This window comes from Nocardia brasiliensis ATCC 700358 (assembly GCF_000250675.2).
GTDB lineage: Bacteria > Actinomycetota > Actinomycetes > Mycobacteriales > Mycobacteriaceae > Nocardia > Nocardia brasiliensis_B.
Genome location: NC_018681.1, coordinates 6435470 through 6450381, shown reverse-complemented (window position 1 = coordinate 6450381; position 14912 = coordinate 6435470). Strand labels below are relative to the sequence as shown.

Below are 14912 nucleotides of genomic sequence, written 5' to 3'. Positions count from 1 at the left end.
GCTATTGGCCTGGGCCATACTGGGTGCGTGACACAGCAGGGTGGGCGAGCGCGGGACGTATTCATCAGCTATTCCCCGGCGGACGAGCGGTGGGCCACCTGGCTGGCCTGGCAGTTGGAGAGTGCCGGTTATCGCACCCTGATCCAGGCCTGGGACTTCGTGCCGGGCACCAACTTCATCGACTTCATGGACCGCGGCGTGCGCGATTCGGCGGTCGTGCTGCTCGTGCTCTCCGACAACTATCTCCAATCCCGTTACGGGACAATGGAGTGGCAGGCCGCGTTCCGCACCGATCCGGGCAAGTTGATGCCAGTCCGGATCGCGGACTGCCAGCTGGAGGGGCTGCTGGCCACCCTCACCTACATCGATCTGGTGCCTGTTTCGGCCGCTGACGAGGCGCGCCGCATTCTGCTGGAGCGGGTGCGGCATCTGCTCGCGGGCCGGGCGAAACCGCCGACCGCACCGGGCTTTCCGAACGAACTGGGGGCGGCGCAACCGGACCGCTACGCCGACGAGGAGGAGTCGGGCCCGGTCGCGTCGCCGATGAGCCGGCGCACACCCGTTGCGGCCCCGGCCTTTCCGGGCGGCACGCCGCATGCCGAACCACGAACCGGAGTCAGCGTGCTGCATGTCGCCGGCCCGCGCTTCGGCCGGGGCCTGCTCGCGCCGGACGAGCCGAGCACGGCGCGCGAACTGCAGGCTCGGATCTGGTCGAATGTCACCCAGTCGATCGATCGCGGGGTGCCGAAGCCGGATCTGATCGTGGTGACCGGCGATCTCACCGAATCCGGCAAGCCGCGTGAGGTCGACGAGGCGCTGACCTTCCTGACCGGCCTGCGCGTGCTGCTCGGCCTCGAGCCGGACCGGTTGGTCGTGGTGCCGGGCAACCACGACGTGTCCAAGATCGCATGTCATGCCTACTTCCTGAATTGTGAAGCGCGCGACCGGAAACCGCAGCCGCCGTACTTCCCGAAGCTGGAGCAGTACGCGCGCCTGTTCAGCGAGCTGTACCAGGGCCTGGATCATCTGGTGTTCGATGTCGGACAGCCGTGGACGCTGTTCCCGATCCCCGAATTGCGGGTGGTGGTGGCGGGTTTGAACTCCACCATGGCCGCGACCCATCTGCCGGACGACGATTACGGCCGGATCGGGGAGCCGCAGGCCGCGTGGTTCGCCGAGCGGCTACGGCCGTTCGAGGAGAACGGCTGGCTACGGCTCGGGGTGGTCCGGCACGATCCGTTGCCGGGCACGGCGGCCTCGCCGCGCGATCCGGCGTTGCTGCGCGACGTCGACACGCTGTCGCGGCTGCTCGGTGGGCGGCTGAACCTACTGCTGCACGGCCCGGGACCCGGTGGGCCGCATCTGGATCGGCTGGACGGCAGGCTGCCGGTCATTCCCGCCACCGCGCCGGGCCGGGACGAGATCATCCACCTGACCGCCGAAGGGCTGGCCCGCTACAGCGCGACCTCGGGGGACGCGGGCGCGCCGACCGCTCGCCTGGAACTGCCCTGGCCGAACGCCGTCGCGGCGCTGTCCTCGCACACGCTGCCCGAACTGACCGGTCCCGACGAGCCGGTGGACACCGCGCCGGAAGCCCCCGCCGTGCTCGACCCGCACGGCCGGTTGCTCGAGCGGCTGGCCGAGGTGTGCGAAACCCGGTATCCGGACGCGCGGATCCGGCGCGTCGAATCCGAACCGCCGCATCTGATCATCACGCATCAGCGCGACGAGGTGACCGCCCAGTGGCGGATCGGCGCGCACGTCGGCGACATGACCAGGCAGGTGATCGAGGACTTCCTCGGCCATGACCCGGAATACGGCTCCGAGCTGGTGTATCGCGGTGCGCCACCGCCACGTTCGCTGCGCGACGAGGCCGCCAGTCACGGCCTGCGGGTGCGCAGCTTCACCGAATTCCAGGGTCTGCTCGATCTGGACGACTACCTGGCCAAACAGGTGGAGCGGTTGCGCACGGACCGCCGCTATCCGCCGGATCTCTATGTGCCGCAGCGGTTCCGGATGCTCGAGCACGGCGACCAGGTGGTACAGGACGACCTGGTGGCCGAGCTGCTGCGCCTGGTCGCCGCCGATCACGGCCGATTCGTGCTGGTGCTCGGCGATTTCGGGCGCGGCAAGACCTTCGCGCTGCACGAGGTGGCGCGCCGGATCACCGAGACGATGCCCGCGCTGATCCCGATCCTGATCGAACTGCGGCATCTGGACAAGACACACTCGGTGGACGGGCTGGTCGCCGCACACCTGGCCAACCACGGCGAAGAGCGGATCGATCTGAAAGCCTTGCGCTACATGCTGCGTGAGGGCCGGGTGGTGCTGCTGTTCGACGGCTTCGACGAACTCGTCACCCGGATCAGCTACGAATTCGCCACCGACCATCTGGAAACGCTGCTGCAAGCCGCGGTCGGCAAGGCGAAAATCATTGTGGCGAGCCGTACTCAGCACTTCGCCTCGCGCGCTCAGGTGCTGACCGCGCTGGGGGAGCGGGTGGGGCTGCTGCAGGATCGTCACATCCTGTCCGTCGAGGATTTCGCGCCCGCGCAGGTGCACGCCTTCCTGGCCAACCGTTACGGCGGGGACGTGACCCGGGCCGATGCCAGGATGCGGTTGATCACCGGTATTCAGGACCTGCTCGGTTTGGCGCAGAACCCGCGCATGCTCAGCTTCATCGCCGATCTGGACGAGCGCCGCCTGCGGGCGGCCGCGGGCGCCCAGCAGACCGTGGGCGCGGCCGGGCTGTATCGGGAGATCCTCGAATCCTGGTTGGCTTACGAGACCGATCGCACGGCGAGCGCCGCGGGTTCGCTACCCGGGCTGCGGCTGCACGAATTGTGGCTGGCCGTCACGGCATTCGCGCTGCGCATCTGGGAGACCGGCGAGCCGTATCTGCGTCTCTCCGAATTGACCGAGGTCGCACAGAGTCTGGTGGAGATGACCGGCTCGAATCGGATGTCGGTGCAGCAGTCCGCGCACGCCATCGGTTCCGGCAGCCTGCTGGTGCGCACCGAGGACAACCTGTTCGGGTTCATCCACTCCTCGGTCACCGAGTGGCTGGTCGCGAACCACATCGCCGAGCAGTTCGCCGCGGGTGTGACCGCGCCGCCCCAGCTTTCGCATGTGCCGCTCTCGCAGCTGTCCATCGACTTCCTCTGCGACCTCGCCGACGTCCGGGCCGCGCGTGGCTGGGCAGGCGGTGTACTCGACGACCCGGCCGCCGACGAGGTGGCCAAGACCAACGCGGTCCGGCTCACCACCCGGCTGCGCACCGCGCCCTCGGCGGATCTGCGCGGCGCGGTGCTGGCCGGTGAGGATCTGTCGTATCGCGATATGCAGCAGGTCGATCTGACCGACGCCGACCTGACCGGAGCCCGGTTGGTCGGGGTGAATCTGGACCGGGCCGTGCTGCGCGGCGCCCGGCTGGTCGGCGCGCGGCTGGACGAGGCGAGCCTGGTCGGCGCGGACCTGACCGGTGCCGACTTCACCAGGGCGCGATTGGCTCGCACCGATCTGACCGGAACTCGCGCGCCGGACAGCCGCTGGAATCGCGCCGCCCTGCTGGATGTGATCGGTACGCCCGCGGGGACCGATCTGCACGGCGCGGCCTGGATGCCCGGGTCGGTCGCGCGGACCGAATTCGCCCCCGCCTCGATCGGCGTGCGGCACGGCTTTCACGCCCGGCACGGGCGATTGCCGAAACCGTTGGCCTACAGCCCTGACGGCGGCATGCTCGCCATCGGCAGCGACGACGGCGGCGTACTGATCTGCGACACCGAGACCGGCCTGCCGTTGCGCACGCTGCAGGGCCATCGGAATCGTTCGTTCGCGGTGGCGTTCACCGGCACGGTGCTGATCAGCGGCGCCGCCGACGGCGCGGTCGGCATCTGGGACGCGGTCACCGGCGAGTCGCGCCGGATCCTGCACGGGCACAGCGAATGGCCGTGGCCGGTCGAGCTGAACCGCGCGGGCACCCTGCTCGCCACCGGCGACGCACAGGGCATGCTGCGGCTCTGGGCGCTGCCCAGCGGCGACCTGCTGCACGAGTGCGCGCCCGAGGGCCGCCGGGAGCTGATCTACAGCTTGGCTTTTCACGACGGCGTGCTCGCCGCCGCGTATCGCGACGGGGTGGTCCGGCTCTGGGATGTCGAGACCGGTACGCAGCGCGGCGAATTCGTCGGCGAGACGGGCTCGGTCTTCCGGATCGCATTCAACCCCGCCGGTGACGTGCTCGCGGTCGGTGGGGCGAACGGCACCGTCGCGCTGTGGGATCCGGTGCGGTGCACGTTGATTCGTGCGCTGCCCGGTCACGGCGGCCGCGTCTACACGCTGGCTTTCCATCCGCGCCTGCCGCTGCTGGCCAGCGGCGATACCGACGGTGGGCTACGCGTCTGGGACGTGGACGCGGGTGTGGCGAAATACGTACCTACCGAGCACAATGCGGCCATCTACTGGCTCGCCTTCGATCCGGCGGGCGAGGTGCTCGCGTCCGGCGACAGCGCGGGCTTGCTCTGCCTGCGCGACAGCGTGACCGGCGAGCTGCGGCATCGGATCACCGCGCACGCCGGATCGATCTGGCCGTTCGCGTTCCGGCCGGACGGCGCGCAACTCGCCGTCACCGACGACCAATTCACCACCCGGCTCTGGGATCCCGCGACCGGTGCGTGCCGGCATGTGCTCACCGGCCACGGCAGGCAGGTCAAATCGGTCACCTTCAACGCGGACGGCACGATCCTGGCGGCGGGTGGTAACGACGGGGTGGTCCGGCTGTGGGATCCGGTGACCGGCAGGCTCATCCGGCGGCTGGTCGGCAGCGAGGACCGGCTGCTCACCTTCGAGACCGCGCTGTTCAGCGGGAAGCAACCGCAGCAGCTCGGCGTGGTCGGCAACGACGGCAGGCTGAGCCTGCTGAATCTGGACACCGGAGATTTCCAGCGGCACATCAATATCGAGGCCGCGCCGGTGTGGGCGATCGCGTTCGATCCCACCGACCAGTACGTGGCCACCGCGAACGACGATGACACGGTAATCATCTGGACGCGGACCACCGGCGCGCTGCACATGGTGTGCGGCGAACATCGCGGGCGGGTGCGGTCGATCGCCTTCAACGCCGACGGCTCGCTGATGGCCACCGGGTGCGACGACTCCGTGGTGCGGCTGTGGGACGTCGACTCGGGCAGGCTGTTGCGCGAGCTGCACGGCCATGGTGATCGGGTGTATGCCGTTGCCTTCCAAGGGGATCGGCTCGCGAGCGTCTCCTGGGACACCACGGCGCGGATCTGGGATGTCGAGGCCGGACTGAGCCTGCACGAGCTGACCCGGCACACGGGACGGCTGTGGTCGGCGGCGGTCGATCCGCGCACCGGTCTGCTGGCGACCGCGGGCGACGATCTCGTGATCCGGTTGTGGGACATGGCGACCGGGCGACATCTGCACACCATGGAGGGGCACAAGCGCCGGGTCTGGGCGTTGGCGTTCCACCCGTCCGGGCAACTGCTGGCCAGCGGCGGCGACGACGGCAACGCGATGCTGTGGACGGTGCCGGGCGGCGACGCCGCGCCCGCTGTCCGGGCGGAACTGCTGGGGCTGCCGGAGGGGTGGGCCGCGCTCGCGCCCGACGGCCGCTACAAGTCCGAGGGCAATACGGCGGGACAGTTCTGGCAGGTGATCGGGATGTCGCGGTTCGAGTCAGGGGAGTTGGACCAGTATCTGCCGGAGGTCGGGCGGCTGCCGTCGGACGCGCCGTTCTGAGCGCCGCCCGGCTGGCGAGCCGTTGTGAGAGATAGATACAGTAATTCTTGCAATGTTGCCGTGCTGAGGAGAAACCCGATGGCTGCGAAGAATGGACCGGCGGTCGATCTGGCAGCGCTACGGGCCCGCCGCGCCACCCCGGCACAGGCGTGGGAGCTGTTCGACCGGCTGCCCGCCGCGCCCGTCGCGGAGGTCACCGTCGGACGCTGGCAAGGCGACGAGGTCGACACCGGACATCCGTTCGCCGGGGTGCTCGTCGCGTCGGGCTGGTACGGCAAGCAGTTCGACGACGCGGACACAGTGCATCCGCTGCTGTTCGCCACCGCCGACGGCACCGTCTTTCCCGTCGACCCGCGCCGGGTGCCGCTCGGACTGGCCGGGCGGATACCGGTCGGCGTGGTGCAGGCGGGAAAGCGCGCGCTCCCACTGCTGCGACCGGCGTTGCGCACGAGCAAGCCGACCGCGCGGCTGCGCGATATCGACTACCGCGGTGTGGCCAGTGCCGCCATGATCTACGACCACCTGCCGATCATCGACCACTTCCGGCGGGTCGACGAGCGCACGCTGCTCGGCGTGATGGACATGCGCGGGCTGGCCGAGCCGTACTTCTTCGTCCTGTACCGGTAGTCGGCTGGGCGACACCCGGAACCGTTCCGCGGCAGTCCGGTTCGTGCACGGACTAGCATGGGGGTATCCGCGCGGGCGACCGAGGGGGAGGCAGTCGATGGAACGCACGACCTGTCTGGTGGTCGGCGGTGGACCCGCCGGAATGGTGCTGGGATTGCTGCTGGCCCGGGCCGGTGTCGAAGTGACCGTGCTGGAGAAGCACAAGGACTTCCTGCGCGACTTCCGCGGCGACACCGTGCATCCCACAACCCTCGACCTGCTGGACGAGCTGGGTCTCGGCGACGAATTCGCGAAACTGCCCGCGCGCAAGCTCGAACAGGTCGCGCTGCCGACCGCGAGCGGTTTGCAGACGCTTGCCTCGTTGAAAAACCTGCCCGGCAAACACAAGTACATCGCCATGGTGCCGCAGTGGGATCTGCTCGACCTGCTGGCCCGTGCCGCCGCTCAGGAGCCGACTTTCACGCTGCGGATGAATACCGAAGCGACAGCGCCGGTGTGGTCGGACGGCAAGGTCGTCGGTGCCGGCTATCGGACCACCGACGGCGCCACCGGGGAGATCCGCGCCGACCTCACTGTCGCCTGTGACGGGCGCTCCTCGGTGCTGCGCGCCGCCGTCGATCTGCCCTCGCGCAGCTGGCCCACCCCGATGGATGTGTGGTGGTTCCGGTTGCCGCGCAACGACACCGACCCTGCGGGCGCCATCCCGATCGTCACCGCGCGCCGGGCCGCCGTGCTGCTGGATCGCGGCGACTACTGGCAGTGCGCCACGCTCATCGCCAAGGGGACCGACGCCGCCGCACGGCGCGGGCCGGTCGACGAGATCATGCGGCAGATGGCGGATGCAGTGCCGTGGTTGCGCGATCGCGTGGACGTGCTCACCGGCTGGGACGAGGTGAAGCTGCTCGACGTGCAGCTGGACCGGCTCACCACCTGGTACACCGAGGGGCTGCTGTGCATCGGCGATGCGGCGCACGCCATGTCCCCGGTGGCGGGCGTCGGCATCAACCTCGCCGTCCAGGACGCGGTCGCCGCCGCGAGAATCCTTGCCGCGCCCTTGCTTTCGGGCAGCGTGGGCGTGCGCGAGCTGGCCAGGGTGCAACGCCGCCGCACCCTGCCGACCGCCGTGACCCAGGGCATCCAACGCTTCCTGCACGCCCGCGCCATCCGGCCCGCCTTGTCCGGCAGCATCGATATCGCCGGCACGCCCGTCGCCCCGCTGCCCGTGCGTATTTTCCGCCGTATCCCCATCGTGCGCAGCATCCCGCCGTTCCTGGTCGCCCGCGGTATTCGCCCCGAACACGCCCCCGCCTTCGCCCGCCGCCCCTGAATGAGGCCGCACGCCTTGGCCGTTCGGCGGCGGGCGTAGTCGAAGCCTGGAGTCCGGCCGGTTCGCGATATCAGCCGAGCGTGCCGCCTTCGCTGGTGGGCGTGGCGACCCAGCCCGCCGCAACCGCGAGGCCGGTCGGCCGGTGGACGGCCAGAAAACCGTCGGCCGCGGCGATCAGTCCCAAACACCTCGGCCTGCTCGAGCAGGCCGTGCTTCGTGCGTAGGTCGAAGGGCGGCAAGGTGATCCGGAGCAGATCCGTGGTCGAAGTGAGCATTTCGGTGCGCACGTCGAGTCCCGGTCCGACCGTATCCACCGGCAGATCGGTCCGGATCGGCACTGCTTCGCCACCCCAGTCTGCACGGCATCAGCCTATCGCTCTGGACTGGGGCCGGGCCGCGCGGCGGCCGGGTGCGCTCCCTCAGGGACACAGAATGATTCGGCCCAGCGGCGTGCGGTCTTCCAGCAGCTGGTGCGCTTTGCTTGCCTGGTCCAAGGGGAGAATCGAGTCGACCGAGGGGTCGATGCCGCCTGCTGCCGCGCGGGTGAGGATCGCGTTGCGGGAGTCGGCTACTCGGGCGAGCCAATCGGGGCCCGCACAGCCGATGAGCGTGCGGCCGGTGGTGATCAGGTCGGTGGCGCCGAATTGGGCGGGGGCACCGGAGAGCCAGCCGTAGCTGAGCATTCGACCGTGCAGCGGTGTCGTCAGTGCGAGCACGTCGCGGGCGGTTTCGCCGCCGATCGAGTCGAAGACGACGTCGAGGGTTGTGCCGTCCAGGGTTTCGCGCAGCCGGTCCGGCCATACGGGATCGTTGTGGTCTATGACGTCGTCGGCGCCGAGCGCCCGCGCCCGCTCGGCTTTGGCGGCACCGCCCGCGGTGGCGACGACGCGGGCCGCGCCGTATTCCTTGGCGAGCTGGGTGAGGTAGCTGCCGATTCCTGTTGCGGCGGCTTCGATCAGCACCGTTTCAGTGCCTGTGAGCCGAGCCGTTTCCAGCAGGGGGATGGCCACCGAACCGCTCATGAGCACTGCCGCCGCGTCCACCGACGACAGTCCGTCCGGGATGGGTACCGCCGAACTCGCAGGCGCGCCGACGAATTCGGCGTAGGAGCCGAATCCCTTGGTGTTCAAGGCAACTCGGCGGCCGAGCAGTGCCGGGTCGACGCCGTCGCCCACCTCGGTCACCACGCCGGCCGCCTGGAAACCGAAGACCAGCGGCGGCTCGACGGCGAGCGGGAACGCGCCGGAACGCAGTTTCGTCTCGGGGAACAGGACCGGGATGGCTTCGGCGCGGACGACCACCTCGCCTGCGTCCGCGGTCGGCACCGGCGCCTGGGTGGCGACCAAGACCTCGGGTCCGCCGGTCGCCGTCATTACGATTGCCTGCATCATGAACTCCACAAGTTGACTATCGGTCCAGTTCTGTCGGCAACGATATGGACCGACGGTCAAGTTGTCAACGAAAGTGGGTGCGATGACCGACGGGCGTCCGAAGGAACGAGCCGACGCGGCGCGCAATCGGCGGGCGATTCTCGACGCGACCAGCGCGTTGCTCGCCGAGCGCGGTGCCGAGGCGATCACCATGGACCGGGTCGCCGCCGCGGCCGGGGTGGGTAAGGGCACCATTTTCCATCGCTTCGGCAACCGCGCCGGCCTGCTGCACGAGATGGTCGCCGAAAGCGCGCTCACCCTGATGGACGCCATCGCCACCGGCCCGCCACCGCTCGGCCCGGGCGCGCCCGCCGCAGACCGGCTGCTCGCGTACTTCGACGCGATGACCCGGCTGGTGATCGCGAACTCGGAACTCATGGTGGCCTACCGCACGGTGCCGCCGCATCCGCGCACCGGCGAGTTCCACGCGTTCTGGGACAACCACATCACCGCGCTGCTGCGGGCGGCCCGGCCTGATATCGACGCCGAGACGGTCGGGCGGCTACTGCTGGCGGCGATCGGCGGCGAACTGGTGCAGGCGATGATCCGGGCGGGCGAGACCGAGCGGCTGCTGGACGCGGTGCGCGAACTCGTAGAATCGGTGCTGCGCTCCTCCTGATTTCCGAAACATACTGTGCGTCAGAACATTGCGGCGAGCATGCCCACCGACGCATTGGTCACGCCGTGCACCACGAAGAGCAACCACGGGTTCCGATAACGCGACCACAGGTAGCCGAAGAACAACCCCTCGGCGCCGAGTCGTGCGACCACGGTGGCGAGGTCGACGCCGAAACCGTTGTTGCCCTGGATCGCCACATGCCAACCGGCCCACAGCAGCGACGTCGACAGGATGGCCGGCCAGCGTCCGTAACGGGCTTCCAGTCGTGTCTGCAACCAGATCCGGTAGAAGATCTCCTCCAGCACCGCGTTCAGCAAGAAGAGGAAGACGACGAGCGCGATCGGCGGCGGCGTGCCGGTGAAGCTCGGATGGAACACGGTGACCAGCACGAGGAAGGTCAGCACGGCAGGGGCCGGCCGCAGCCAGCGGCCCCGGGTGTCGAGGCGATACCACTCGCGCCAGGAAACCAGCCGCAGCAGCAAGGGAACAGCAAGCAGCAGTGTGCATTTCAGCCCGAGGAACCACAGGTCGTTACCGCCCGAGAGGTAGAAGCCGATCGCGAAGAGTACGCCGAGCGCATACAGCCACCAGCCTTGGCGAGCGAGCACCCGCGAATCCACGGCCGGACCCGCCGCGGGTTGTTTCGGCGGTACCAACCGGGCCACGGCGAGCGCGGCGCCGACCGTCACCCAGACCGTCCACAACGGCACCGTGTCGTCGCTGTCGGCGGAATAGCGCAGGGCGGTGTGGCCGGTCGCGATCAGCGTCAGCAGCGCGGCGAGGAACGCCGCCACACCCGCCACCAGCAGTACCTTGTCGATGCGCCGCGTGCCCATGACTGGCAACCCTGCCATCGACGGGCCGGTCGCGGCCTCCGCCGAACGGAGGACGCGGCCGGTCAGTCCCGCGCGAGGATCGCGTCGAAACGTTCGTCGGCGCTGTCGAGCTGATCGAGGATGTACTGCTTGACGTCGTCGGACAGCGGGGTGTCGGCGCGGGTGACGAGATCGCGATATACCGCGGTGAGCGGGCGGTATTTGACGGCGAGCTTGTGCATCGCCGAACCCGTCGCGTAGAGAATGCCGACACCGTTGTCGGTGAAATCGGAGAGTTTGACGATGCGCGCCCATGGTGCGTCCGCCAGGTTCGCCGCAACGTGCTCGCGGTATTGCACGTGCCGGTCGATCGACGGGTCCGGGGCGGGATTGGTGACGGCGGCGACGATGTCGGCGACCCGGTCGCCGAATCGCTCGGCCAGGACGGCGAGCGCCGCGGCGGCCGGCGGGCCCGGCCGGTCGCCGGCGAGTTCAGCGGGATGGTCCTCGACCGCATCGTGCAGCAGGCCCGCGATCGCCAGCTCGCTGTCGCGCACCTTGTAGTGGCTGATGATCCGAATAGATACGCGCAGTAGATGATTCAGATACGGCTCGCGGCCGTAGCGGTCGTCGCGGTGTAATTCGGCGGCCAATTCCAGCGCCGCAACGAGCCGATCGGTATCCGGTAGATCGGTGATTTCCAACAAGAATCGTTCGCGCAGTCCGGATTCGCCGTAGACCTCGCTGATCGTGTGCAGCGGCATCACGGCCAAAACCCCCGCCCCAGGATTGCTCATCCTGTCAATCTAACGGGGTCGCGTGCTTCGCGCCCGCCCGAAAATCCGTTGCCGCGCTCCTCGGCTCGTGGTGTTTCGCGCGCCCTGTTATCGGGGGCCGTCACCGGTGTCGTGTTCGTATCGAACGGCGCGCTCGATCAGCTCCCGGGTGTTCCAGGTGAGTTCGCCGCTGTCCAACGCGGCCAGAGTCCGATCGACCCAGTCGATTTCGGCTTGTGTCATGCAGATCGTGTAGTCGTTCTCGATGAGGAACACCGGCGGCAAGGTCGCGGGGGCGTCCTGTACGCCGCGTTTGTGCTCTTCGACGATCCGATGCAGTTCGGTGCGCCGCTGTTGAAGCATGCGCGCGACCTCGGCGGGGCTGTGGATCGCCATGAACGACAAGGCCGCGGGGAACAGCGGGTACTCGCGCGCCGGGGTGGTGAGCGCGTTGTGCATGGCGTCGAACAGATCTGCTCGTCCCGCGCTCGTGAGGCGGTAGACCGTGCGAGCCGGGCGACCGCCGACCTGTTCGGTCTGCACGGCCTCGATACGTCCGTCGCGCTCCAGGCGTTGCACGGTCTGCTGAATGCTGTTGCTGCTGCGGATGTTCACCACCGCGCCTTTGCCCCGGTCGGTGATCAACTTCCGCATCCGGTACTGGTGCATCGGTCCTTCGAACAGCAACGCCAGCACCGTCAGGTTCAGGGGGGAGCGCGGGGGCGGGGAGGTCGGCACGGGATGACTTTACCGATTAGTCATATTATGACTAATATGGTGCCGGGAGGAACCATGACTGAAATCCGGTACAGCGAGACGACGTGGCGATGGGCGGCCGGTGTCCTGCTCGTCGGTACGTTGCTCTACATACTTCCGAGTGCGCTGCACGGCAATCCGCCGATCGAGTCCGCGTCCGCGACCCTCGAATATGTGCGAGCGCGGCCGTCCTGGCGGCTCGGGCACCTGGTCAACATCGCCGCGGTGATCCTCTGGGCGTTCGGCTTCGCCGCGCTGGCCGAGGTGGCAGCCGTACCCGCCTGGGCTCGGCAGCTGCTCGGCATCGTATTCACCACGGCCGCAGCGACATTCGCGGTGTATTTCAGCCTGCACGCGTTCGGGCTGCCCACCGCGGCCGAGCAGTACTTTGCGGCAGGCGCGGATCGCGCGGCCATTCTGGAACGAACCGAAACGATCCTGATCGTGCTCGGCAGCATCGCGTTCACCGCGCAGGCGCTGCTCGGTGCGGCCGTCCTGCTGGCGGGTTACGTCTGCACCCGCTCGGTGCGCATGCCGCGCTGGCTCGGTTGGGTGGGCGTCATCGCGGGCCTCGGGTGGCTGGTCGGTGCGCTGCTCGTCGAATTCGCCGTCGTCGTGCCGTTCACGATCCTCACCTGGCTGTGGACTGTGGCGGTCGCGATCGTTGCGTGGCGAGCAGCGCGCCCGGCCGCCGTGGTCAATCGGGTTGCGGGATGAGCGTGTTCTGCCGGGCGGCGGTCCACCAGCGGCCGTTCTCCTTGACCAGCACATAGAGCGCGATCATCGCGGGGTCCGCGTCGATCAGTTCGCCGTCGGAGGTGGTCGCGCGGGCGACCTTATGGGCGATGGCGACATCGGGGCGCAGGAAAGTGATGTCGGTGACCTCGTAGCGGACGTACTGGTCCTGCAGAAAACCGGCCAAGCCCGCGCGATTCGCGGCCAGTAGGTCGGCGCGACCGGTCAGCAACGCGCCCATTGCGTTGACCACCATGGCATTCGCCGCGAAGTCGGCGGTCATCAACTCGGCGTCGTTGGTGTTGTAGGCGGTCTGCACGTTCGTGACGATCTGCTCGATATCAGCGATATCGGCGCTGTGGTCGGTGCTCGTGTCACCGAGGACCGGCGGCTCAAAAGTCTTCGCGTTCATGGGAATCAGCTTCCAACCTGAACGGAGGTTCAGGTCAACCGCGTGTCACCGGGCTCACACGTCAGCGCACGCCGCGGGGACGGAACTGGATGCTGATCCGCGGGCCGGCGGAGCGCCGGGTTTTGGGCACCGCGTGTTCCCAGGTGCGCTGGCAGGAGCCGCCCATCACGAGCAGATCGCCGTGACCCACTTGGAAGCGCAGGCTTTCGCCGCCGCCGCGGGGACGCAGCAGTAGCGCGCGGGGCGCGCCGACGGAGACGATCGCGACCATGGTGTCGTGGGTGGCGCCGCGGCCGAAAGTATCGCCGTGCCAGGCGACGCTGTCCTGGCCGTCGCGGTAGTAGCAGAGCCCGGCCGTGCGGAACGGCTCGCCGAGTTCCCGGTGATAGTGCTCGGTGAGGGCTTGGCGCGCATCGGCCAGCGCCGGATCGGGGAGTGGTTCGTGTTCCTCGTAGAACTTGAGCAGGCGGGGGACGTCGACGACGCGGTCGTACATCGGCCGGCGTTCGGCCTTCCATGGCACGTCGTCGACCAGCCGCTCGAACAGTGCGTCGGCGCCGGACAGCCAGCCGGGCAGCACGTCCACCCAGGCGCCGTGGTCCAAAGTCGTGCGGCGCGCATGCCGCAGCGACCCGAATTCGGTGTCACCGAACCCGTCGAGCAGTGATCCCTGCAACGGTGTCGACATGCTGCCGACAGTACCGTCGATCGAACATATGTGCTAGCGGTTTCTCGCCTCGACTGTTGAACGGGCTGAGAACGTCGCTGTGGCTCAGTCCTTCGTGGGGTCGGCTCCGGCCTGTTTGGATACCGAATCGCCCGGTTCGAGCGAATTCCACAATGCGCGATTCACCCGCACTTTGATGGTGCTGCCGTCGTCCAGCCGCACGACCAGGCGGCGATAGAGATTCGCCCCGTCCAGCAGTCCGCGCGACTTCTCGACCACGGTCCCTTGCCATTCTTGCTGTGCCATTTGTCCGGCTCCTCGTTCGACTGCGCACCTTTGCCGCGCCATCCGCGGGGCGCTCTCAGTGTTGTGCACGGCGCAGGCTCGGGGCATCGTCTCAGCGGCGTATGCCGGGCCATACCAGAGATGTAGGCAGGGGTATCCCCGATGCGGACAGGTCCTACATCGCCTGTGGCGAAGCTGTGGTTGCGCCCATCCGGAAGTGTCGCGGCGTCGAATACGCGATATCAGTCCCCGAATTGTGGTGCGGCCGTAGGTGCTGCGCCGAAATGCTCGTCGATGAAGGAGCCGGGATGTCCGCTGCAGGTCGCAAACTTTCCGTCGTGCCGTTCGCCGTCGCCACGGCACTGACCGGAATGCTGCTGGCCGCGGCGGCGGTCGCCGAAGCCGGAACCGTGGAGCCGGGCAAAGTCTTCAAACCCGCCGTGCGTTTATGCGTCCATCAAATACGCGACGCCGGTTGGGGCACAGACTTATTCGTGCGTTGCGTGCAGAACGAGATCGACCAGCGGATCGAGGACGGCACCGAGAACCGCCGATTCAAGCAGGACGCGGACCGGGCGCGGGCGTGCGTCGACGCGGTCGGCGCCGGGGGTGTCGCCGAAGCGAGCGAGCGAGACGTCGCGGACAAGCTGGTGCAGTGTCTGTTCGACGCCGACGCGGAGAGTGTCGCCGAGTGATGGTGTTGCGC

At 68.5% G+C, this 14912-nt stretch carries 13 protein-coding genes; 6 read left to right on the top strand and 7 right to left on the bottom strand.

The features are described 5' to 3' along the window. Window positions 1-27: 27 nt before the first annotated feature. From O3I_RS28490 to O3I_RS28480, 3 genes are all read left to right on the top strand, one after another. Window positions 28-5757, top strand: a complete 5730-nt coding sequence (locus tag O3I_RS28490) for a TIR domain-containing protein (RefSeq protein WP_014986471.1) — start codon at window positions 28-30, stop codon at window positions 5755-5757. Window positions 5758-5835: 78 nt separating this feature from the next. Then, on the top strand, window positions 5836-6384 hold the full coding sequence (locus O3I_RS28485) for a DUF4334 domain-containing protein (RefSeq protein ID WP_014986470.1): 549 nt from the start codon (window positions 5836-5838) through the stop codon (window positions 6382-6384). Window positions 6385-6481: 97 nt separating this feature from the next. Then, window positions 6482-7711, top strand: coding sequence for an FAD-dependent oxidoreductase (locus O3I_RS28480; RefSeq protein WP_014986469.1), 1230 nt, complete (start codon window positions 6482-6484; stop codon window positions 7709-7711). 419 nt (window positions 7712-8130) lie between these two features. Here O3I_RS28480 and O3I_RS28475 read toward each other — a convergent pair whose 3' ends face one another. Further along, window positions 8131-9099, bottom strand: coding sequence for a quinone oxidoreductase family protein (locus tag O3I_RS28475; protein ID WP_041564488.1), 969 nt, complete (start codon window positions 9097-9099; stop codon window positions 8131-8133). Between the two features lie 85 nt (window positions 9100-9184). On the opposite strand from O3I_RS28475, the gene O3I_RS28470 reads away from it, so the two are divergent. After that, complete coding sequence (locus tag O3I_RS28470) at window positions 9185-9760, top strand: TetR/AcrR family transcriptional regulator (protein ID WP_014986467.1); 576 nt, start codon at window positions 9185-9187, stop codon at window positions 9758-9760. 20 nt (window positions 9761-9780) lie between these two features. Here O3I_RS28470 and O3I_RS28465 read toward each other — a convergent pair whose 3' ends face one another. From O3I_RS28465 to O3I_RS28455, 3 genes are all read right to left on the bottom strand, one after another. Next, on the bottom strand, window positions 9781-10596 hold the full coding sequence (locus tag O3I_RS28465; RefSeq protein ID WP_014986466.1) for a CPBP family intramembrane glutamic endopeptidase: 816 nt from the start codon (window positions 10594-10596) through the stop codon (window positions 9781-9783). 62 nt (window positions 10597-10658) lie between these two features. Further along, window positions 10659-11372, bottom strand: a complete 714-nt coding sequence (locus O3I_RS28460) for an HD domain-containing protein (RefSeq protein ID WP_041562931.1) — start codon at window positions 11370-11372, stop codon at window positions 10659-10661. An 87-nt stretch (window positions 11373-11459) separates the two neighbouring features. Beyond that, window positions 11460-12089, bottom strand: a complete 630-nt coding sequence (locus O3I_RS28455; RefSeq protein WP_014986464.1) for a helix-turn-helix transcriptional regulator — start codon at window positions 12087-12089, stop codon at window positions 11460-11462. A 54-nt stretch (window positions 12090-12143) separates the two neighbouring features. Here O3I_RS28455 and O3I_RS28450 point away from each other — a divergent pair, with 54 nt between their 5' ends. Then, entirely contained in the window at window positions 12144-12824 is a 681-nt protein-coding gene (locus O3I_RS28450; RefSeq protein WP_014986463.1) for a DUF4386 family protein, read from the top strand. Here O3I_RS28450 and O3I_RS28445 read toward each other — a convergent pair. The 3 genes from O3I_RS28445 to O3I_RS28435 all read right to left on the bottom strand — a co-directional run bounded on the left by O3I_RS28445 (window position 12805) and on the right by O3I_RS28435 (window position 14227). Continuing rightward, on the bottom strand, window positions 12805-13254 hold the full coding sequence (locus O3I_RS28445) for an SgcJ/EcaC family oxidoreductase (RefSeq protein WP_014986462.1): 450 nt from the start codon (window positions 13252-13254) through the stop codon (window positions 12805-12807). The two genes, O3I_RS28450 and O3I_RS28445, sit on opposite strands and share 20 nt — an antisense overlap. Before the next feature lie 61 nt (window positions 13255-13315). Beyond that, window positions 13316-13942 (bottom strand): alpha-ketoglutarate-dependent dioxygenase AlkB, encoded by a 627-nt coding sequence (locus O3I_RS28440; protein ID WP_014986461.1) that lies wholly within the window; start codon window positions 13940-13942, stop codon window positions 13316-13318. An 84-nt stretch (window positions 13943-14026) separates the two neighbouring features. Further along, complete coding sequence (locus O3I_RS28435) at window positions 14027-14227, bottom strand: DUF7489 domain-containing protein (protein ID WP_014986460.1); 201 nt, start codon at window positions 14225-14227, stop codon at window positions 14027-14029. Between the two features lie 287 nt (window positions 14228-14514). On the opposite strand from O3I_RS28435, the gene O3I_RS28430 reads away from it, so the two are divergent. Next, window positions 14515-14901 carry a hypothetical protein gene (locus tag O3I_RS28430; RefSeq protein ID WP_041562930.1) on the top strand — a complete coding sequence of 129 codons (387 nt, stop codon included), beginning with the start codon at window positions 14515-14517 and terminating at the stop codon, window positions 14899-14901. Window positions 14902-14912: the final 11 nt, after the last annotated feature.